At 71.0% G+C, this 20,659-nt stretch carries 20 protein-coding genes; 8 read left to right on the forward strand and 12 right to left on the reverse strand.

Annotation, left to right across the window (positions count from 1 at the left end; all coding sequences use genetic code 11):
• Positions 1–164 precede the first annotated feature (164 nt).
• From ACZ45Z_RS33085 to ctaC, 3 genes are read right to left on the reverse strand one after another with little or no spacing between them, the layout of a single operon-like run.
• Entirely contained in the window at positions 165–563 is a 399-nt protein-coding gene (locus tag ACZ45Z_RS33085) for a cytochrome c oxidase subunit 4 (RefSeq protein WP_468370558.1), read from the reverse strand.
• The gene (gene ctaD / locus ACZ45Z_RS33090) at positions 560–2,293 is read right to left on the reverse strand and encodes an aa3-type cytochrome oxidase subunit I (RefSeq protein ID WP_468370561.1); all 1,734 of its coding nucleotides are present in this window, start codon (positions 2,291–2,293) and stop codon (positions 560–562) included. Before ctaD ends, ACZ45Z_RS33085 begins: the two co-directional genes overlap by 4 nt.
• A complete protein-coding gene (ctaC, locus tag ACZ45Z_RS33095) occupies positions 2,290–3,252 on the reverse strand; it encodes an aa3-type cytochrome oxidase subunit II (protein ID WP_468370563.1) in 963 nt (320 codons plus the stop codon). The genes ctaD and ctaC overlap by 4 nt, the downstream gene beginning before the upstream one ends.
• A gap of 350 nt (positions 3,253–3,602) precedes the next feature.
• Here ctaC and ACZ45Z_RS33100 point away from each other — a divergent pair, with 350 nt between their 5' ends.
• Positions 3,603–5,099, forward strand: coding sequence for an aminotransferase class V-fold PLP-dependent enzyme (locus tag ACZ45Z_RS33100; protein ID WP_468370566.1), 1,497 nt, complete (start codon positions 3,603–3,605; stop codon positions 5,097–5,099).
• Positions 5,100–5,170: 71 nt separating this feature from the next.
• Here the strand turns inward: ACZ45Z_RS33100 and ACZ45Z_RS33105 are convergent, their stop codons facing one another.
• Positions 5,171–6,145: a carbohydrate kinase family protein gene (locus tag ACZ45Z_RS33105; protein WP_468370568.1), complete on the reverse strand. Its 975-nt coding sequence runs from the start codon at positions 6,143–6,145 to the stop codon at positions 5,171–5,173.
• Positions 6,146–6,284: 139 nt separating this feature from the next.
• Between ACZ45Z_RS33105 and ACZ45Z_RS33110 the strand changes: the two genes are divergently transcribed.
• Positions 6,285–6,539: a hypothetical protein gene (locus tag ACZ45Z_RS33110; RefSeq protein WP_468370604.1), complete on the forward strand. Its 255-nt coding sequence runs from the start codon at positions 6,285–6,287 to the stop codon at positions 6,537–6,539.
• Between the two features lie 105 nt (positions 6,540–6,644).
• On the forward strand, positions 6,645–8,207 hold the full coding sequence (locus tag ACZ45Z_RS33115; RefSeq protein WP_468370571.1) for a hypothetical protein: 1,563 nt from the start codon (positions 6,645–6,647) through the stop codon (positions 8,205–8,207).
• 84 nt (positions 8,208–8,291) lie between these two features.
• Here the strand turns inward: ACZ45Z_RS33115 and ACZ45Z_RS33120 are convergent, their stop codons facing one another.
• Complete coding sequence (locus tag ACZ45Z_RS33120) at positions 8,292–8,645, reverse strand: HesB/IscA family protein (protein WP_452772906.1); 354 nt, start codon at positions 8,643–8,645, stop codon at positions 8,292–8,294.
• 346 nt (positions 8,646–8,991) lie between these two features.
• On the opposite strand from ACZ45Z_RS33120, the gene nadA reads away from it, so the two are divergent.
• Complete coding sequence (gene nadA / locus ACZ45Z_RS33125) at positions 8,992–10,179, forward strand: quinolinate synthase NadA (RefSeq protein WP_468370574.1); 1,188 nt, start codon at positions 8,992–8,994, stop codon at positions 10,177–10,179.
• Between the two features lie 97 nt (positions 10,180–10,276).
• On the opposite strand, the gene ACZ45Z_RS33130 is transcribed toward nadA, so the two are convergent.
• Complete coding sequence (locus tag ACZ45Z_RS33130) at positions 10,277–10,645, reverse strand: hypothetical protein (RefSeq protein WP_468370599.1); 369 nt, start codon at positions 10,643–10,645, stop codon at positions 10,277–10,279.
• A complete protein-coding gene (locus tag ACZ45Z_RS33135; RefSeq protein WP_468370577.1) occupies positions 10,645–10,890 on the reverse strand; it encodes a hypothetical protein in 246 nt (81 codons plus the stop codon). Before ACZ45Z_RS33135 ends, ACZ45Z_RS33130 begins: the two co-directional genes overlap by 1 nt.
• A gap of 176 nt (positions 10,891–11,066) precedes the next feature.
• Between ACZ45Z_RS33135 and ACZ45Z_RS33140 the strand changes: the two genes are divergently transcribed.
• Entirely contained in the window at positions 11,067–11,912 is an 846-nt protein-coding gene (locus ACZ45Z_RS33140) for a DUF5753 domain-containing protein (protein WP_468370580.1), read from the forward strand.
• Complete coding sequence (locus ACZ45Z_RS33145) at positions 11,891–12,094, forward strand: DUF397 domain-containing protein (protein WP_468370582.1); 204 nt, start codon at positions 11,891–11,893, stop codon at positions 12,092–12,094. The genes ACZ45Z_RS33140 and ACZ45Z_RS33145 overlap by 22 nt, the downstream gene beginning before the upstream one ends.
• A gap of 114 nt (positions 12,095–12,208) precedes the next feature.
• Here the strand turns inward: ACZ45Z_RS33145 and ACZ45Z_RS33150 are convergent, their stop codons facing one another.
• The 5 genes from ACZ45Z_RS33150 to ACZ45Z_RS33170 form a co-directional block, all read right to left on the reverse strand.
• Positions 12,209–15,406, reverse strand: a complete 3,198-nt coding sequence (locus ACZ45Z_RS33150; protein ID WP_468370584.1) for an efflux RND transporter permease subunit — start codon at positions 15,404–15,406, stop codon at positions 12,209–12,211.
• 153 nt (positions 15,407–15,559) lie between these two features.
• On the reverse strand, positions 15,560–16,246 hold the full coding sequence (locus ACZ45Z_RS33155) for a response regulator (RefSeq protein ID WP_468370586.1): 687 nt from the start codon (positions 16,244–16,246) through the stop codon (positions 15,560–15,562).
• The gene (locus ACZ45Z_RS33160; protein ID WP_468370588.1) at positions 16,243–17,535 is read right to left on the reverse strand and encodes a sensor histidine kinase; all 1,293 of its coding nucleotides are present in this window, start codon (positions 17,533–17,535) and stop codon (positions 16,243–16,245) included. Before ACZ45Z_RS33160 ends, ACZ45Z_RS33155 begins: the two co-directional genes overlap by 4 nt.
• A 138-nt stretch (positions 17,536–17,673) precedes the next feature.
• A complete protein-coding gene (gene pspAA, locus ACZ45Z_RS33165; protein WP_468370591.1) occupies positions 17,674–17,952 on the reverse strand; it encodes a PspA-associated protein PspAA in 279 nt (92 codons plus the stop codon).
• Positions 17,953–18,008: 56 nt separating this feature from the next.
• Entirely contained in the window at positions 18,009–18,806 is a 798-nt protein-coding gene (locus tag ACZ45Z_RS33170) for a PspA/IM30 family protein (RefSeq protein WP_468370594.1), read from the reverse strand.
• Between the two features lie 297 nt (positions 18,807–19,103).
• Here ACZ45Z_RS33170 and ACZ45Z_RS33175 point away from each other — a divergent pair, with 297 nt between their 5' ends.
• Positions 19,104–19,700 (forward strand): DUF3043 domain-containing protein, encoded by a 597-nt coding sequence (locus tag ACZ45Z_RS33175; protein WP_468370596.1) that lies wholly within the window; start codon positions 19,104–19,106, stop codon positions 19,698–19,700.
• 50 nt (positions 19,701–19,750) lie between these two features.
• Positions 19,751–20,494, forward strand: coding sequence for a class I SAM-dependent methyltransferase (locus tag ACZ45Z_RS33180; protein WP_468370601.1), 744 nt, complete (start codon positions 19,751–19,753; stop codon positions 20,492–20,494).
• Positions 20,495–20,659: the final 165 nt, after the last annotated feature.

A 20,659-nucleotide genomic window follows, 5' to 3' on the forward strand; every position in this document is an offset into this window, starting at 1 on the left:
GTCTCCCCCGTCCCCACCTCCCCCCCCCCCCCCCCCCCCCCCTTCCCCCCCCTCCCCCCCCCCCCCCCCCACTACCCCCCCCCCCCCCCCCCCCCCCCCCCCCTCCTCCCCCCCCCCTCCCCCCCCCCCCCCCCCCCCCGCCCCGTACGGTGTGCGATCCGCGCTTACTGCGTGCGGTTCTCGCCGCGGTAGTACTCGAAAACCCAGCCGAAGAGGCCGACGAAAATCACCGGGAGCGAGAAGTACAGCAGCCACCAGCCGAAGACGACGCCCATGAAGGCGAGCGCGCCACCGACGGCCAGGGACAGCGGCTGCCAACTGTGCGGGCTGAAGAAGCCCAGCTCGCCCGCGTCGTCCGAGACCTCGGCGTTCTCGTTGTCCTGGGCACCCGCGTCGACCCGCCGGGCCGTGAAGGCCAGGTAGTAGCCGATCATGATGCAGAGCCCGAAGGCGAGGAACAGCGCGGTGGTACCCGCGGGCTCCTTCGACCAGACGCCGTAGACGACCGCCATGGCGAGGACGAAGACGGAGAGCCAGATGAACATCTTCCCCTGGATCTTCACTTGCCCGCCTCCTTGCCGCCGGCGAGAGCCTTCTCATCCGAGGCGCCGTGGTTCTGGAGCGCGTCGAGTGCCGCGATCTCCGGGTGGTGCAGGTCGAATGCCGGGGATTCGGACCGGATACGCGGCAGCGTGAGGAAGTTGTGCCGCGGCGGCGGGCAGGACGTCGCCCACTCCAGCGAACGGCCGTAACCCCACGGGTCGTCGACCTCGATCTTCTCGCCGTACTTCGCCGTCTTCCAGACGTTGTACATGAACGGCAGCATCGACAGGCCCAGCACGAACGAGCTGATCGTCGAGATGGTGTTCAGCGCCGTGAAGCCGTCCGCGGCGAGGTAGTCCGCGTAGCGCCGCGGCATGCCCTCGGCGCCCAGCCAGTGCTGGACGAGGAAGGTGCCGTGGAAGCCGAGGAACAGCGTCCAGAAGGTGATCTTGCCGAGACGCTCGTCCAGCATCTTGCCGGTGAACTTCGGCCACCAGAAGTGGAAGCCGGCGAACATCGCGAAGACGACCGTGCCGAAGACGACGTAGTGGAAGTGCGCCACCACGAAGTAGGAGTCCGAGACGTGGAAGTCCATCGGCGGCGAGGCGAGGATGACACCGGTCAGACCACCGAAGGTGAAGGTGACCAGGAAGCCGATGACCCACAGCATCGGCGTTTCGAAGGACAGCGAGCCCTTCCACATCGTGCCGATCCAGTTGAAGAACTTCACACCCGTCGGCACCGCGATCAGGAACGTCATGAACGAGAAGAACGGCAACAGCACGCCGCCCGTCACGTACATGTGGTGCGCCCAGACCGTGACCGAAAGACCGGCGATCGAGATCGTCGCCGCGATCAGACCGATGTAACCGAACATCGGCTTCCGCGAGAACACCGGAATGACTTCCGAGACGATGCCGAAGAACGGCAGCGCGATGATGTACACCTCGGGATGCCCGAAGAACCAGAACAGGTGCTGCCACAGCAACGCGCCGCCATTGGCCGCGTCGAAGACATGCGCACCGAATTTACGGTCCGCCTCCAGCGCGAACAGCGCCGCCGCCAGCACCGGGAAGGCCAGCAGGACCAGCACACCGGTCAGCAGCACGTTCCACGTGAAGATCGGCATCCGGAACATCGTCATGCCAGGCGCCCGCATGCAGATGATCGTCGTGATGAAGTTGACCGAACCGAGGATCGTGCCGAAGCCCGAGAAGGCCAGACCCATGATCCACATGTCGGCACCGACACCCGGCGAACGCACCGCGTCCGAGAGCGGCGAGTACGCGAACCAGCCGAAGTCCGCCGCACCCTGCGGGGTGAGGAAGCCGGCCACCGCGATGAGCGAGCCGAAGAGGTACAGCCAGTAGGCGAACATGTTCAGCCGCGGGAACGCCACGTCGGGCGCACCGATCTGGAGCGGCATGATCCAGTTCGCGAATCCGGCGAACAGCGGCGTCGCGAACATCAGCAGCATGATCGTGCCGTGCATCGTGAACGCCTGGTTGAACTGCTCGTTCGACATGAGCTGCGTACCCGGGCGGGCCAGTTCGGCGCGCATCAGGAGCGCCATCAGGCCGCCGACGCAGAAGAACGCGAACGACGTGACCAGATACATCGTGCCGATGGTCTTGTGGTCGGTGGTCGTGAGCCACTTCACCACGGCGATACCGGGCTGCTTCTGGCGTACGGGCGGTGCTGCCGGAGCCTGATCGGCGGCGGCACCCTGAGGTTCGTTGAGGATGCTCACTGGTTCTTGGTCTCCGCATTCCTGGCGTGATCCGTCTGGGCGATGCCAGCCGGCAGGTATCCGGTCTTGCCCTGCTTCGCCAGGTCCTTCAGGTGCTCCCGGTACTTGGCGGGAGAGACGACCTTGACGTTGAAGAGCATCCGGGAGTGGTCGACGCCGCAAAGCTCGGCGCACTTGCCCATGAAGGTGCCCTCCTTGTTGGGAGTCACCTCGAAGACGTTGGTGTGGCCCGGGATGACGTCCTGCTTCATCAGGAAGGGCACCACCCAGAAGGAGTGGATGACGTCACGCGACGTCAGGACGAACTGGACGGTCTCGCCCTTGGGCAGCCACAGGGTCGGACCCGGGTTGCCGTTCTGGGGGTTCCGCTGACCGGGAATGCCCTCGTCGTGGACGCCTTCGGCGCCGGCGGGAGCACCCTTCTTCCACTTGTCCGGAAGCGCGGAGAGTTCCTTGGAGTCGATGCCCGTCTTCGACTTGTCGCCGTCGACGTCCTCCAGGTAGTTGAACGCCCAGCTCCACTGGAAGCCCACCACGTTGATGACGTGGTCCGGCTTCTTGGAGGTCTTGAGGAGTGCGCTCTCATCGCGCGCGGTGAAGTAGAAAAGCACCGCGATGATGATGAACGGGACGATCGTGTACAACGCCTCGATCGGCATGTTGTACCGGGTCTGCGCGGGGACCTCCACCTTGGTCCTGCTACGGCGGTGGAAGATCACACTCCAGATGATCAGGCCCCACACCAGCACGCCCGTTGCGAGCGCGGCGGCCCAGGAGCCCTGCCAAAGAGAGAGGATCCGCGGCGCCTCGTCGGTGACGGGCGTTGGCATGCCGAGGCGGGGGAAGTCCTTGTATGTGCAACCAGTCGCGGTCGCCAGGACCAGGCCCGCAGCAAGCACCTGCGGCAGCTTCCGCCGCATCGGGCGCCGCGACGAGCGGTCGGAGCCGTTGGGACTCACGTAGCGCCTTCCCGAGAGTCTCGCCCGCGAGACCGGCTGCGGCCGTCTCGCTGGTCGGTCGCCGGCCCTGGCACGGGCAGGGGTTTGGATGTTTATGCGGACCAAACCCTACTGGACGCTATTTGGGGTCGCGCGGGGAGGGTGCCCAACGCGCCGCGCGGCACCCCGAAGGGATGGCCCCGGCCTCCCCGGGGCGCCTCCGGGATGCCCCAATCCCCGCTCCCACCAGGCATCTGACGGGGTGCCCGGCGCCGCGGCCCGACTCTTGCCCCGAACGTGTCACCGCCGCGTCCCGGCCCGGGAGCGGCCGCCGGGGGCGCCGGGACGGCCGGTGATCTAACGTCTCGTACGTGCCCTACTTCGACGCCGCTTCCTCCGCTCCGCTGCATCCCGTCGCCAGGGAGGCGCTGCTCGCCGCGCTCGACGAGGGCTGGGCCGATCCGGCCCGGCTCTACCGGGAGGGGCGCCGGGCCCGGATGCTGCTGGACGCCGCGCGGGAGGCCGCCGCGGACGCTGTGGGCTGCCGCCCCGACGAGCTGGCTTTCACCTCTTCGGGGACCCGGGCGGTGCATACCGGAATTTTCGGCGCCCTCGCGGCCCGTCGGCGTGTCGGCCGCCGGCTGCTGCATTCCGCCGTCGAGCACTCCTCCGTACTGCACGCCGCCGAGGTGCACGCGGCGGCGGGCGGCACGGTGACGGAGGTGGCGGTGGACCGCGGCGGCCGGGTGGCGGCCGGTGAGGTCGCCGCCGCGCTGCGGCCGGACACCGCGCTCGCCTGTCTGCAGTCCGCCAACCACGAGGTGGGAACCGAACAGCCGGTCGAGGAGGTAGCCGCGCTCTGCCGGGAGGCGGGCGTGCCCCTCCTGGTGGACGCGGCCCAGTCCCTCCCCTGGGGGCCGGTGCCCGGCGCCTGGTCGCTGATGGCGGCGAGCGCCCACAAGTGGGGCGGTCCGCCGGGTGTCGGGCTGCTCGCCGTCCGCAAGGGCACCCGCTTCTCGGCCCAGGAGCCCCTGGACGAGCGGGAGTCGGGCCGCGCGCCGGGCTTCGAGAACATCCCCGCCATCGTGGCCGCGGCGGCGTCCCTGCGGGCGCTGCGGGCCGCGGCGGGCAGCGGGCAGGACGAGGCGGCGCGGCTGCGGGGGCTGGTGGACCGGATCCGCGAGCGGGTGCCGGCGCTGGTCCCGGACGTGGAGGTGGCCGGCGATCCCGTCCGCCGGCTCCCGCACCTGGTGACGTTCTCCTGCCTGTACGCCGACGGGGAGGCGCTGCTGCACGAGCTGGACCGCGCGGGCTTCTCGGTGTCGTCCGGCTCCTCCTGCACGTCCAGCACGCTGATGCCGAGCCATGTGCTGCGGGCGATGGGGGTGCTGTCCGAGGGCAATGTGCGCGTATCGCTGCCGTACGGCACGCCGGAGGCGGAGGTCGAGCGGTTCCTCGACGTGCTCCCCGGGGCGGTCGGCGCGGTGCGGGAGCGGCTGGGGGTGCCGGTGTCGGGCACGTCGACCGCGGGCACGTCGGCGCCGGGCGCGACCGCGGGCAGCGAGGCGGCTTCCGAAGCGGCGTCCGAGGGCGCGGAGGAGGTGGCGGACGAGGGCGCCGCGGCTCCGGCGGACGGTGGCGCCGCCGGGCTGGTGATCGACGCGCTGGGCAGGCGCTGCCCGATCCCGGTGATCGAGCTGGCGAAGGTGATCGGCCGGGTGCCGGTCGGCGACACCGTGACGGTGCTGTCCGACGACGAGGCGGCCCGGCAGGACATCCCCGCGTGGTGCGCGATGCGCGAGCAGGAGTTCGTGGGGGTCCGGGAGGCGGAGCGCGGCGCCGCTTACGTGGTGCGGCGCCGCTCCTGACGTGCCGCCCGGGCCGCACGGAGCGCCCGGGCCCTACGGATCAGGCCCCCGGAACCCGGGCATTGAGGCCCTCAGGCCAGGTGCGCCTGGATCTCGTGCGCGGCCTCGTGGCCGTAGGCCTTGGTGAAGCGGTCCATGAAGTGGCTGCGGCGCAGCTCGTACTCCTGGGTGCCGACGGTCTCGATGACCAGCGTCGCGAGCATGCAGCCGACCTGCGCCGCCCGCTCCAGGCCGACGCCCCAGGCCAGGCCGGACAGGAAGCCGGCGCGGAAGGCGTCGCCGACGCCGGTCGGGTCCGCCTTGGCGTGCTCCTCCGGGACGCCGACCTCGATGACCGGCTCGCCGACGCTCTCGATGCGGACGCCGTTGGAGCCCAGCGTGGTGACGCGGGTGCCGACCTTGGCGAGGATCTCCTCGTCACTCCAGCCGGTCTTGGACTCGATCAGGCCCTTTTCGTACTCGTTGGAGAAGAGGTAGGCCGCGTCCTCCAGGAGGGTGCGGATGGCTTCGCCGTCCATCCGGGCGATCTGCTGGGAGAAGTCGGCGGCGAAGGGGATCGCGCGGGTGCGGCACTCCTCGGTGTGGCGGATCATCGCCTCGGGGTCGTCCGCGCCGATCAGGACGAGGTCCAGGCCGCCGACCCGCTCGGCCACGGTGTGCAGCTCGATCAGGCGGGCCTCGCTCATGGCGCCGGTGTAGAAGGAGCCGATCTGGTTGTGGTCGGCGTCGGTGGTGCACACGAAGCGGGCGGTGTGCAGGACCTCGGAGATGCGCACCGAGCGGGTGTCGACGCCGTGCCGGTCGAGCCAGGCGCGGTACTCGTCGAAGTCGTTGCCCGCCGCACCCACCAGGATCGGCGAGGTGCCGAGCTGGCCCATGCCGAAGCAGATGTTGGCGGCGACGCCGCCGCGGCGGACGTCGAGCTGGTCGACGAGGAAGGAGAGGGAGACCGTGTGGAGCTGGTCGGCGACCAACTGGTCGGCGAAGCGGCCGGGGAAGGTCATCAGGTGGTCGGTGGCGATGGAGCCGGTGACTGCGATACGCACGACGGGTCTGCTCCTGCGGAAGGCGTGAGGGACGCGGACGGAGAGCTACGCTACCCGGTCAGACCGGACCCTCCTACCTGCCAAAACTACCCAATAGTAGGGCTTTCTCCATGAGCGGCGGGGTGCGTACGGTTCCGGTATGACCAAGCCTGTGAAAGCCGTCACTTCCCGTTCCGCCGCGACCGCTCCCCCGGCCGGGCCCGGCGACCGCCGTACGGCGGCGGACCCGGAGTCGCTCGACCAGTTGCGCGGGGACTGCGCGCGGATGGCGCCGCGCTGGAAGACCGGCCGGCGGTCCGCGCCCGCGACCGGCCGCGCGTCGGATCTGCACGGCGTCCAGGTCCCGGCCGCTTCCGCCGCACTTGTGGACGGTATGTCCGAGTACGGCGACTGAAAAGGGCCCGGCAGGGAACCGCTCGCGGCCCCGGTCCGTCCCATCGGCGTCCACCTCACGGAGGATGGCACGTCAGATGTCCAGCGGAGCCGAAGGAGCGATGCGGTGAATACCGAGGACACGCCCCCCGCCGACGACGGGGGGAGCCCCACCGACACCCGTGACACCCCGAAGGTCATGGAGCGCATGCGGCGGCGCCCGCTGGTGGTCGCCTCGGTGGCCGCGGCGGTGCTGCTGGCCGGGGGCGGCGCGGCGTACTGGGCCTCGTCGGCCTCCGGTGGCGACGACTCCGGGCACGGTGCCGCGGCGCAGGGCGACCCGCCGCCGCTGGCCCTCGACGGCTACACCGGCGGTGGGATCGCCGCCGGTGAGCCCAACCCGCAGGGCGCGGACTACCGGGCCGTGAAGAAGCTGCCCGGCGGTCCGGAGTCCGCCGCGGTCTACCGCCCGAAGGGGCAGATCAGCCGGGCGGCGGTGGAACGGCTGGCGAAGGCGCTGGATGTGGCCGGAAAGGTCCGGTCCGAGGGCAACACCTGGAAGGTCGGCGGGCCGACGCGGGACGCCCGCGGCCCCGTCCTCCAGGTCAACAAGACCGGCTCGGGCTCCTGGACGTACTCGCAGTACGGCACCCCGGGCGGGACGAACTGCGCGCTGCCCGCCTCGCCGAAGGGCGGGGACGGCGACGCGGCGGAGGGCTCGGGCTCCGCGTCGAGCCGGCCGGGCTGTCCCTCGTATCGCGGTGGCGGCGACGCCTCCACGGAGGACGACGGCAGCGGCAAGGGCGCGGTCTCCCCTGAGAAGGCCAGGAAGGCCGTGCGGCCGGTGCTGAAGGCGCTCGGCGAGCAGGGCGCGAAGCTCGACGCGAGCGGGCTGTCCGGTGCGGTGCGGATCGTCACCGCCGATCCGGTGCTCGGCGGGCTGCCGACGTACGGCTGGCAGAGCGATCTCCAGGTCGGGTCGGACGGCCAAGTGGTCGGCGGCAGCGGCCAGTTGGCGCATCCGGTCAAGGGTGCGGAATATCCCGTGCTGAGCGCGGACAAGACGCTGGAGCGGCTAAATTCGCGCGAGGGCCGCGGAAAGCCGGACGACTGCGCCTCGCCGCCGAACGAGAAGGGCGGCGACGAGATCGCGCCGTGCGAGCCCTCGCCGACGAAGGCGCAGCAGCCGGCCGAGGTGACCGGCGCGGTCTTCGGGCTCGCCGTGCAGTATGTGGACGGCCGGCAGGCGCTGGTGCCGTCCTGGCTCTACACGGTCCGCCAGCCGGGCGCGGGTGACGGCCCGGACGCGGCGTCCACGGTCGCCCACCCGGCGGTGGACCCGCGGTATCTGGCGCACCGGGACGGCGACGGGGCCTCGAAGGGGCCCGGGCAGTCGCCGCGCAAGCCGTCCGGGAAGCCCGGCGCGATGGCGCTGGAGTCGTACGACGTCTCCGACGGCGGCCGGAAACTGACGCTGCACTTCTGGGGCGGCGTGTGCAGTACGTACACGGTCACCGCCGAGGAGTCCGACTCGACGGTCAAGACGAAGGTCGTGGGCCGGGACAAGAAGCCGGGCCAGGTCTGCGTCAAGGTCGCCAAGGAGTTCACCAAGACGGTGACGCTGAAGGCGCCGCTGGAGGGCCGGAAGGTGGTCGATGTGTCGACCGGCGAGTCGGTGCCGAAGCAGTGAGCGCGGACGGATAGGGAAAGGCGGCGCTCCCCCGGCCAGGGGGGCGCCGCCTTTTCGTTGCCCGTCTTACCTACCCGCCGACTCTTAGTTGAACGAGTCACCACAGGCGCAGGAGCCCGTGGCGTTGGGGTTGTCGATCGTGAAGCCCTGCTTCTCGATGGTGTCGACGAAGTCGATGGAGGCGCCGCCCAGGTAGGGCGCGCTCATGCGGTCGGTGACGACCTTGACGCCGTCGAAGTCCTTCACGACATCGCCGTCGAGCGAGCGCTCGTCGAAGAAGAGCTGGTAGCGCAGTCCGGAGCAGCCACCGGGCTGAACGGCCACCCGCAGCGCGAGGTCGTCCCGGCCCTCCTGCTCCAGCAGGCCCTTCACCTTCGACGCGGCCGCGTCGGACAGGATGATGCCGTCGCTGACGGTGGTCTCGTCCTGAACGCTCATCTACATCTCTCCCGGGTTGTACGGACCGCTTGTCCTCGGATGGCACAGACTGCAACCGGGGACGTCCCGGATTAATTCCGGCTGGGCTCGTCATGTCGAGAGGCCGTCCGGACACCGCCGGCAGCCCATCTCTCGTTGTTCTCTCTTCATGCTCGCACACCGGCGCGCCGGGGCCCTGGCTGCCCGGTGATCCGGAGCATTGGGATGCGTCACATCGACAATATGGCCATCGTCAACGTGACGTGAAGGAGCTATGATAGATAGCGTCAAATAGACGAAAAGGCTCCCGGTGCAAGCACCGGCTCCACTGGTGCGGCTTCGCCGCGTTCATCGATGAAAAGAGAGGGTGCGTGTCGTGACCACCGCCCAGCCCCTGGACGTCCAGCCGAGCCCGCTGGCCCTGCTCCTCCTCGGCCGCGAGGCCGACCCCAAGAGCGAGCGCGGCGTGGAGTGCCCCGGCGACCTGCCGGCTCCGTCCGACCCCGACCTCGTCGAGCGGGCCCGCGCGGCCAAGGCGAAGCTCGGGGAAAAGGTCTTCGTCCTCGGGCACCACTACCAGCGCGACGAGGTGATCGAGTTCGCCGATGTGACGGGCGACTCCTTCAAGCTCGCGCGGGACGCGGCGGCCCGCCCGAACGCGGAGTACATCGTCTTCTGCGGTGTGCACTTCATGGCCGAGTCGGCCGACATCCTGACCGGTGACGACCAGCAGGTGATCCTTCCCGACCTGGCCGCCGGCTGCTCGATGGCCGACATGGCCAGCGCCGAGCAGGTCGCCGAGTGCTGGGACGTGCTGACCGAGGCCGGCATAGCCGAGCAGGTCGTGCCCGTCTCGTACATGAACTCCTCGGCCGACATCAAGGCGTTCACCGGCAAGCACGGCGGCACGATCTGCACCTCCTCCAACGCCAAGCGGGCGCTGGACTGGGCCTTCGAGCAGGGCGAGAAGGTGCTGTTCCTCCCCGACCAGCACCTGGGCCGCAACACCGCGGTGCGCGACATGGGGATGACGCTGGAGGACTGCGTCGTCTACAACCCGCACAAGCCCGGCGGCGGCCTGACCGCCGAGCAGCTTCGGGACGCGAAGATGATCCTGTGGCGCGGCCACTGCTCCGTGCACGGCCGCTTCTCCCTGGACTCGGTCAACGACGTCCGCGCCCGCATCCCCGGCGTCAACGTCCTCGTCCACCCCGAGTGCAAGCACGAGGTCGTGGCGGCGGCCGACTACGTCGGTTCGACGGAGTACATCATCAAGGCGCTGGAGGCGGCGCCGGCCGGCTCGAAGTGGGCGATCGGCACCGAGCTGAACCTCGTCCGCCGGCTGGCGAACCGTTTCGCCGACCAGGACAAGGAGATCGTCTTCCTCGACAAGACCGTCTGCTTCTGCTCGACGATGAACCGCATCGACCTGCCGCACCTGGTGTGGACCCTGGAGTCCCTGGCGGCCGGCAAGGTCGTCAACCGCATCGAGGTCGACAAGGAGACCGAGAGCTTCGCCAAGCTGGCGCTGGAGCGGATGCTGGCGCTGCCGTAGGCGCGCCGACGGACCGGGGCCGGGGCCCGCACCACTGGGTGCGGGCCCCGGCCGTTTTCGGTACCCGGGCCACGCCCGCCCCTTCCAGCCGCCCGGCTCAGAGGTAGATCTGCTGGTGGCAGCCGCGGCAGCAGGTCTTGCCCGCCCGCCGCTCGGTCTCCCCGTGCCCGCACGGCTCCGGCAGCCGGGCGCCCCGGCTGACCGCGATCCGCAACACGTCCCGGAGCGCGCCGCGCAGGCGGACGATCACGCGGCACAGCTCCCGGGGGTCCGCGCGCGGCCCGCCGGGCGGCGACGCGGTGTCGGCCAGCGCGGCCTCGGCGGCGTCGAGCAGTTCCGCCTCCATGTCGTCGGCCATCACCGACAGCCGGCTGTCCGGGTCGTCCGTGCTGAGGAAGCAGGGCGCCCCGTCCGGCGTGGTCCAGGGCAGCAGCCGCGGCGGTGCCCCGTCGCCGTCACACGGCATCACGCGACCGCCTTCGCGTGCCGCAGCCGCCGCTGCCGGAACTCCTCCGGCGTCAGGGAGTACGGCCGGATCAGCTCGGACGCCTCGCCGCACAGCGGCACCTCGGGCCGGCGGCGGAGCGGGCGGTGCGCCGGTACGTACCGCGGACGCGGCGCGGGCGGCTCGACACGCACGCGGTGGCGCCCGGCCCCCGGCACGATCCGGCGCAGCACCACCTCGATGGCTCGCGCTGTACGTTCGAACACGTCGACCTGCTTCCTCAGGTTGGCCACGCCCCCGGACCCGGCGAGGTCGCGGGGGTCTGGTCTGCGTGCGGCGTTGATGACTACCGTGTGTATCGCCATCGTCGCCCTGGGAGATATGGCCTCAACAGGGCTCCCACGTCCCGGCGTTGAGACCGGGACGACCGAAAGCGAGACCCATGAAGTTCACGCCGCAGAACCTGACGCCTTATCTGTCCGCCCGTCATTACTTCGGCTTCGAGCAGCGCCGCCACCGCGAACTCGCGCAACTGTCGCTGGTGCAGTTGGCGGCCATCGTCTGCTCCAGCAAGAGCGCGCTGGCACGCGTGGAAACGGCGGAGTTGATGCCACCGCCGGAACTACCGCCGATGCTCGACGCGGCCTTCGGCACGGACAAGCACTTCCACGGGCTGTACGAACTGGCCAAGCGGGAGGCTCATCCGGATCAGTACCGGCGGTACATGGACTTCGAGGCGCGGGCCCAATGCATCGAGCAGTACGGCTCGCAGGCCCTGCCCGGCCTGCTCCAGACGAAGGCGTACGCCTATGCGTTGCTGCGGTGCCAGGAGGACCTGACCGAGGACCAGGTGAACGAACGCGTCACGGCGAGGATCTCCCGCCAAGAACGGCAGCGTTCGGAAGCGCCCCCGTTCCGGTGGGCGATCATCGACGAAGCCGTACTCCGGTGCCGGGTAGGCAGTCCGGAGTGCATGGTTGAGCAACTGGCTTCGGTGCTCGAACAGGCAGATACTCCGAACAGTAAGGTTCAGGTCATGCCGTTCGCAGCGGGTCCCCACTCGCTCATGGGCGGCGCGCTTACTCTGCTGACTCTCGCGGACAGCTCCGTGGTGGCGTATGAAGAGGGCATCCAGGCTGGTCACCTGTACGAGGATCTGGACGCAGTGAAGAAATGGCGCCGCCAGTACGAGGTGCTGCGCGCCAACGCCCTCTCACTGGCTGAGTCGGCGGAGCTGATCCGGAAAGCAATGGAGGCGTACAAGTCATGCTCAACTCCCCCGCGCTGAGCGCCGCCCGCTGGCGTAAGAGCAGCTACAGCAACACCAACGGCGGCGAATGCCTCGAAATCACCGAGGACTTCCCCGGCATCGTCCCCGTACGCGACAGCAAGAACCCGCACGGACCGGCCCTTGTCATCCCGGCGGCGGCCTGGACCGCGTTCGTCGCGGTGCTCAAGGCCGGGGGCTGAAAGGCGAGGTCGGCCCGTCCCGGTCAGGTGGCCGGGACGGGCCGATCACAGGGAGACGGTCTGGCCCTCGGGCCGTCGTAAGGCCGTCGCCGGGCCGTCGTAGGGCTCCTGTCGTCAGACCCCCGCCGGTTCCGGCGTGCGGTGGTCTTCCTCGGTCCGGCCGGTGGCCGCTCGCTTGGCGGCCTTCTTCTTCGTCCGGCGCTCCTTGCGGAGTTCGATCATCGCGTAGAGCGTCGGGACGAGGAGGAGGGTGAGGAGGGTGGACGTGATCAGGCCGCCGATCACGACCACGGCGAGCGGTTGGGAGATGAAACCGCCGTCGCCGGTGAGGGACAGGGCCATCGGCAGCAGGGCGCAGATGGTGGCCAGGGCCGTCATCAGGATGGGGCGGAGGCGGTGGCGGCCGCCCTCGATGACCGCCTCGACGACGCCGTAGCCCTGCGCGCGGTACTGGTTGATCAGGTCGATCAGCACGATCGCGTTGGTGACCACGATGCCGATCAGCATCAGCATGCCGATCATCGCCGGGACGCCCAGCGGGGTGCCGGTGGCGACCAGCAGGCCGATCGCGCCGGTCACCGCGAAGGGGATCGAGACGAGCAGGATCAGCGGCTGGATCAGGGAGCGGAAGGTCGCGACCAGCAGCATGAAGACGATGGCGATGGCGGCGAGCATGGCCAGGCCCAGGGAGGAGAACGCGTCGGTCTGGTCCTGGGAGACGCCTCCGATCTCCGCCGTGGCGCCGTCCGGCAGCTTCAGGGCCTTGATCGCGCTCTGGAGCTCGGCGCTGACCTCGCCGGTGTTGTCGCCGGTCGGCTTGGCGGTGATCGTCGCCGAGCGCGCCCCGTCGATCCGGGTCATCTGGACCGGGCCGGGCACGGTCCGTACGGTGGCGATGTCGCCGAGCTCGACCGGGCCGCCCGCGGTGGGGACGGTCAGCGCCTTCAACTCGGCCTCGGTGGTGGCCGGGTGGGCGGACTTGATGACGATGTCGCGCTCGGCGTCGTCCAGCAGCGCGGTGCCGCTGGTGGTGCCGCGTACCGCCTGGGCGACGGCCTGGCCGAGCGTGGCCTGGTTGTAACCGGCCGCCGCGGCCTTGTCGTTGGCCTTGACCGAGATCCGCGGGACGCTCTGCGCGAGGTCGCTCTGGACGTCGGTGACGTGGTCGAGTCCCGCCACGGTCTCGCGGACCTTCTCCGAGGCCGCCTTGAGCACGTCCGCGTCGCCGGCCTTGACCACCACGCTCAGGTCCTGGTTGCCGAAGCCGCCGCCCGCGGTGACGGTGGTGTCGCCGATGGACCTGCCGAGCCCGTCCAGCCCGGCCCGCAGCTCGTCGGTGACCTTGCCGGAGTCCGCGGAGTCCTTCAGCTTGAGCTGGTACGAAGCCTGGTTGGCGCCCGTGCCGCCGCCGAAGGCCGCCATGAAGCCGGAGGAGCCGACGGTGACCTGGTAGTCCTCGACGGCGTCGGTTCCGGCCAGCAGCTTCTCGACCTTCCTGGCCTGCGCGTCGGCGGCGCCCAGGCTCGTGCCCGGCTTCAGCTCCTGCTTGACGGTGAGGGTGCCCTGGTCGCCCTGGTCGAAGAAGTTGGTCTTCAGCAGGGGGCCCATGCCGAAGGTGCCGATGAGGATGACGACCGCGAGGGCCACGCTGGTGACGCGGCGGCGGGTGGCGAAGCGCAGGACCGGGACGTAGAGGCGCTGCAGCGGGCTGCGGCCTTCCTTCTCCTCGGCCGTGCGGCGCAGTTCCTCCGCGGTGGTGCCCTCGGGGATCTCCGGGGCGCGCAGGAACCAGTACGACAGGACGGGCACGACCGTCAGGGAGACGATCAGGGAGGACAGCAGGGCGACGGTGACGGTCAGGGAGAAGGAGCCGAAGAGGGCGCCGACCATGCCGCCGACGACGCCGATGGGCAGGAAGACCGCGACGGTGGTGAGGGTGGAGGAGGTGATCGCTCCGGAGACCTCGCGGACGGCGGTGAGGATGGCGTCCTTGCGCTCCTCGCCGTAGCCCAGGTGCCGCTTGATGTTCTCCAGGACGACGATGGAGTCGTCGACGACGCGGCCGATGGCGATGGTCAGCGCGCCGAGGGTGAGCATGTTCAGGGAGAGGTCGCCGGTCCACAGCACGATCAGCGTGATGACGACGGACAGCGGTATGGAGACCGCGGTCACCAGCGTCGAGCGCAGGCTGAGCAGGAACAGCAGGATCACGATCACGGCCATGATCAGGCCGAGGAGACCCTCGGTGGTCAGCGACTCGATGGACTTGGAGACGGCCGGGCCCTGGTCGGAGACGACGGTGACGTCGGTGCCCTTGCCGAGGTCCTGGCGGATCTTGGTCAGCTTGTCCTTGACCGCGTCGGAGATGGCGACCGCGCTGCCGTCCTGGTCCATCGTCACCATGACGGCGAGGCTGGGCTTGCCGTCGGTGCGGGTGAGGGAGACCGGGGTCGCCGGCTCCTCCTTGACGGTGGCCACGTCTCCGAGGCGGACCGGCTCGGCCGGCCGGCCGGCGCCCGCGCCGGTGCCGCCGGCGGCCGGGCTCGGGGCGATCATCAGGTCCTGGATCTGGCGCACGGAGGTGAGTTGCGCGCCGACCTGGACGGTCCTGCTGCGCCCGTGCTCGGCGAACGAGCCGGCCGGCACGGACGTGCCGCCGGCCTCCAGTGCCTGGCCGAGGGCGGCCGGGGTCAGCCCGGCGGCGGCCAGCTTCCTGTCGTCGGGGGTGACCGCGACGATCCGGTCCCGGACGCCGTCGACGGTGACCTGGCCGACGCCGTCGATGTTCTTCAGCGCCGGTACGACGCTGCGGTCGAGCTGGTCGGCGAGCGTCTGCTGGTCCTTCGAAGCGGTGGGGGCACCCCCAGCGTTAGCTGGGGGAGAGACGGCGAGGACGACGGTGGGTATGTCGTCCGTCGAACCGGCCACCACCTGCGGGTCGACGTCCTTGGGCAGCTTGGCGCGGGCCCGGTTCACGGCCTGCTGGACGTCGGCGACCAGGCGCTTGGAGTCGTTGCCGTAGTCGAACTGCGCCATGATCACGCCCGAGCCCTCGCTGGACGTCGAGGTGACGCTCTTGATGCCGTCGACGGCCTGGACACCGTCCTCCAGCGGCTCGATCACCTGCTTCTCGACGACATCGGGCGACGCGCCCTGGTACGGCGCGAGCACGGACACCATGGGCAGTTCGATGGAGGGCAGGAGCTGCTGCTTGAGCTGGGGGATCGCGATGGCGCCGAAGGCGACCGCGACGATCGACATCAGCGCTATCAGGCCCCGTTGTACGAGGCTGAGTCGGGACAGCCAGGACATGGGTGGGGTCACTCTCTTCTGTTCCGAAAGACCGGCGAGGGGCCTTCTCAGGCCCACTTACACCCTCGGCCATGCCCTGGCCGGTTTTCCTCGCTCGCAGGTCGGTTTCGGGCCCTGGGCTCGTACAGCGTTCGGAGTACGGGCCCTCCACCCTCACTGCACCCGTGGGCGTACGAGTCCCGACTCGTAGGCGATGACGACGAGCTGGGCCCGGTCGCGGGCGCCGAGTTTGGCCATCGCGCGGTTGACGTGCGTCTTGACGGTCAGCGGGCTGACGGCCAGCTTCTCGGCGATCTCGTCGTTGGACAGTCCGCCGGCGACCAGGACCAGCACCTCCCGCTCGCGGCCGGTGAGCGTCGAGAGCCGCTCGGCGCCCCGGCCGCCGGGCCCGCCGTCGCCCGACGTGTCGGCCTGCGCCAGGAACTTGGCGATCAGGCCCTTGGTCGCCACGGGGGACAGCAGGGCCTCGCCGGCCGCCGCGATACGGATCGCGCTGAGCAGTTCGTCGGGCTCGGCGCCCTTGCCGAGGAAGCCGCTGGCCCCGGCGCGCAGCGACCGCACCACGTAGTCGTCGACCTCGAAGGTGGTCAGGATGACCACCCGGACACCGGTCAGCTCCGGGTCCTGGCTGATCATGCGGGTCGCCGCGAGGCCGTCGACGCCGGGCATCCGGATGTCCATCAGCACCACGTCGGCGCCCGTGGAGCGGGTCAGCTCGTACGCCTGCGCGCCGTCGGACGCCTCCCCGACCACCCGCATGTCGGGCTCGGAGTCGACCAGGATGCGGAACGCGCTGCGCAGCAGTGCCTGGTCGTCGGCGAGCAGCACCTTGATCGTCATGTCGTCTCCCCCGTACGGGTGGTGTGCAGCGGAAGGGTGACCCTTACTTGGAACCCGCCGGCCGCGCGCGGCCCGGTCACGACCGTGCCGCGCAGCGCGAAGACCCGCTCGCGCATCCCGATCAGGCCGTGGCCGCCGCCGCTCTCGTGGGGCTCGCCGGGCCCGTCGGCCGTCCGCTCGCCGCCGCGCGGGCGCGGCACGCCGTCCCGGCCGGCGCCGTCGTCCAGGACGGTGACGGTCAGCGCGGTGTCGGACCGGATGATCCGCACCGTGGCGCGGGCGCCGTCCCCGGCGTGCTTGCGGACGTTGGTCAGCGCCTCCTGGACGATCCGGTAGGCGGTCAGGTCGACGGAGGCGGGCAGGTCCTTGGCCGTCGGCGGGGCCTCCACCTCGACGGGCAGCCCGGCGCGGACGAATCCCTCCACGAGCTGGTCGAGGACGCCGAGGCCGGGCGCGGGTTCGGTGGGCGCCCGCGGGTCGTCGGACTGGCGCAGCAGGCCGACGGTGGCGCGGAGTTCCTCCAGCGCCGAGCGGGACGCCTCCCGGACGTGGGCGAGGGCCTGCTTGGCCTGGTCGGGGCGGTTGTCCATGACGTGCGAGGCGACGCCGGCCTGGACGTTGACCAGCGCGATGTGGTGGGCGACGACGTCGTGCAGTTCGCGGGCTATGCGCATCCGCTCCTCGGCGACCCGGCGTCCGGCCTCCTCCTCGCGGGTGCGTTCGGCGCGTTCGGCGCGTTCGCGCATGGCGTCGACGTAGGCGCGGCGGCTGCGGACGGCGTCGCCGGCGGCCGCGGCCATGCCCGTCCAGGCGAAGATGGCGAGGTTCTCCTGGGCGTACCAGGGCTGCTCGCCGAAGAGCATCGCGGCGGCGGTCAGCACGACGATGGTCAGGGCGCCGACCCGCCAGGTCGTGGGCCGGTCGGTGCGCGAGGCGAGGGTGAACAGCGCGATCACGGCGGACGCGGCGACGGGCGCGCGGGGGTCGCTGGCCTGCGCGACCAGTTCCACGATGGTCAGCGATCCGGTGGCGGCCAGGACCGTGCGGGGCAGCCGGCCGCGCAGCACCAGCGCGGCGCAGGCCAGGGCGGCGAGCACGACGGTGGTGGCGGACAGTTCGCGGGCGCCGAAGCGGGGACCGTGCGGGCCGTGCGGTTCGGCCACCGCGCCGCACAGGATCGCGGCGAAGACGACCACCGCCACGGCCGCGTCGAACGCGAGCGGATGCGTCCGGTGCCAGTGGAAGCGGCCGGCGCGGGGCGCGTCCGGTGCGGGGTCGAGGGAGGTCACAGGAGCAAACGGTAGCGCCCCGGCCTTTCGAGGGGCCGGGGCGCTGGGTGCGTGCGCTGGAGTGGAGCGGGGTGCGGGCGGTGCCGCACCCGTGCGGGCGGGCGCCCGCCGGGACGTCCGGCGGGGCGCTCGGCCGGGTCAGCCCGGGATGAGGCCGTCGTCGCTGAGCATCTCCCGGACCTCTTCGAGGGTCGCGTCGCCCCCGGGAAGGATCAGCTCGGACGGTTCCAGGGCGTCGTCCGGAAGGGGCGTGCCCAGGCGGCGGACGGCGTCCAGGAGGGCCACGAGGGTCCGGTGGAAGCCTTCGTCGTCACCGCTCTCCATTTCGGAGAGCAGCTCATCGTCCAGCTTGTTGAGCTCGGTGAAGTGGGCATCGTCCAGCTTCACCTGGCCCTCCCCCATGATCCGTACGATCACGACGGTCTCCCTTGGTCCGGTCCGACGATCTCTGCGAGGCTATCCGCCGCCGACCGTCACTGCTTGTCGAAACGCGGCTGGTCCTGCGGCTGCGACGGCTGGGCCTGCCCGCCCTGACCGCCCTCGATGGCCTGCTTGCCGGCGGACGGACCGCCCGCGAGTTCGGCCTTCATCCGCTGGAGTTCCAGCTCGACGTCGTTGCCACCGGAGAGCCGGTCCAGCTCGGCGGTGATGTCGTCCTTGGCCATGCCGGTCGGGTCGTCCAGCGCGCCCGAGGCCAGCAGCTCGTCGATCGCGCCGGCCCGCGCCTGCATCTGCGCGGTCTTGTCCTCGGCCCGCTCGATGGCCATGCCGACGTCGCCCATCTCCTCGGAGATGCCGGAGAAGGCTTCCCCGATCCGGGTCTGGGCCTGGGCGGCGGTGTACGTCGCCTTGATCGTCTCCTTCTTCGTGCGGAAGGCGTCGACCTTGGCCTGCAGCCGCTGGGAGGCGAGCGTGAGCTTCTCCTCCTCGCCCTGCAGCGTCTGGTGCTGCGCCTGGAGGTCGGTGACCTGCTGCTGCAGCGCGCTGCGACGGGAGAGCGCCTCGCGGGCGAGGTCCTCCCGGCCGAGCGCCAGCGCCTTGCGGCCCTGGTCCTCCAGCTTGGCGGACTGGCCCTGGAGCTGGTTGAGCTGCAGCTCCAGGCGCTTGCGGGAGGTCGCAACGTCGGCGACGCCGCGGCGCACCTTCTGCAGCAGCTCCAACTGCTTCTGGTAGGAGTAGTCGAGGGTCTCGCGCGGATCCTCGGCCCGGTCCAGGGCCTTGTTGGCCTTCGCGCGGAAGATCATCCCCATCCGCTTCATGACACCGCTCATGGGCCTCGCGCGCCCCCTTCTGACCGAGTTTTACATCGGGCTTAGGCTCCAGCACATCTACAGACCCCACAGTACGGGCCCTGGTTCCATTACCGCACTGTTCGGGCCCGGATGCGCTCCTCCTCCAGGACGATCAGGGGGCGCGGCTTCTCCCGCCCAGGGAGTAGGAAGGGCGCCGGACAGCGCCGTAGCGTCCCCCTCTGTCCTGGTACGGGCACCCCTTGGGGGCCTGCCGTTGCCGGATCGTTCCCCCTCGAACCGACGCCCACACCCGGCGACCCCGTACCCTTGGGTTTTGTGTTCCGAAGCCGTTCGAAGGATGAGCAGGCCGCGACCGCCAAGGTGACCGCGGACCAGCCCCAGCAGCCCCGCGACCCGCAGGCCCCCAAGGGCCGCCCGACCCCCAAGCGCAGCGACGCCCAGTCGCAGCGCCGCTCGCGTGCGCACACGCCGAGCAACCGCAAGGACGCGGCCAAGGCGCAGCGTGAGGCCCGCCGTGCCGATCTGGCCCGGCAGCGCGAAGCCATGGCCAGCGGCGATGAGCGTTATCTGCCCGTGCGCGACAAGGGCCCGGTGCGCCGGTTCGCCCGCGACTACGTCGACTCGCGCTGGTGCGTGGCGGAGTTCTTCCTGCCGATGGCCGTGGTGATCCTGGTGCTCACCATGGTCCGCGTCCAGAACATCCAGAACATCGCACTGCTGCTCTGGCTCGTGATCATCGTGCTGATCGTGCTCGACTCGGTCGCCATCTGGATCCGTATGGGCAAGCAGCTACGCGAGCGCTTCCCCAACGAGAGCCACAAGGGCGTCAAGGCGTACGCGGTCATGCGCACCCTCCAGATGCGTCGGCTGCGGCTGCCCAAGCCGCAGGTCAAGCGCGGAGAGCGGCCCTGAGCCCCACTCCGTCCGGCTTCCGTGGCGGAGCCGGTGCGTGGCTCGGCAAGCTGGGGGGTGTGCGCAACACCGTCCGGCAGGAGCTGGTGGCCCGGCAGCTTGAGGAGCAGATCACCGCGCGCTTCCCCGTGGGGCAGCGGCTGCGGGTGCTCGACGTCGGGCCGGGGCAGGGCACGCAGGCCCTGCGGCTGGCGCGGGCCGGCCACAAGGTCACCGGGCTGGAGTCGGACCCGCGGATGCTGGCGGCCGCCCGTGAGGCGCTCGCCGCCGAGCCGGCCGGTATCCAGGACCGCGTCGAGCTGCTGGAGGGGGACGGCCGGGAGACCGGCGTGCGCTTCCCGCCCGGCTCCTTCGACGTGGTGCTGTGCCACGGCGTGCTGATGTACGTGCCCGAGCCCGATCCGATGCTGGCCGGCCTGGCCCGGGTGCTGGCGCCCGGCGGCCTGCTGTCGCTGGTCGTGCGCAACGCCGACGCGCTCGCGATGCGGCCCGGCCTGTCCGGCGACTGGACGGCCGCGCTGGCCGCCTTCGACTCGCCGGCCTACACCAACCGCCTGGGGCTGCCGGCCCGCGCCGACCGCCGCGAGGCGCTGACCGCCACGCTCGCCGGGATCGGGGCGCCGCTGCGCGCCTGGTACGGCGTCCGGGTGTTCACCGATCTGGCCGGCGACGACGACACGCCGGGGTCCGCCGAGGAACGCGACCTGCTGCTGGCCGCGGAGGAGCGGGCCGGACGGACGGATCCCTACCGCGCGGTCGCGGCCCTGCTGCACCTGTGCGGCGTACGGGGCTGACGCCGGGCCGACGCGGCATCGCGCCGCCCCGCACCGCATACCGCTCCCGCACACAGCGCGGGGGGGGGGGGGGGGCACCCCCCCCCCCCTACCCCCCCCCTCCCCCCTTCCCCCCCCCCCTTGCCGTCTGATCCGCTACGGACCCATGGTCCCGCCCTTATTTCC

It is taken from the genome of Streptomyces sp. NPDC031210, assembly GCF_055570395.1.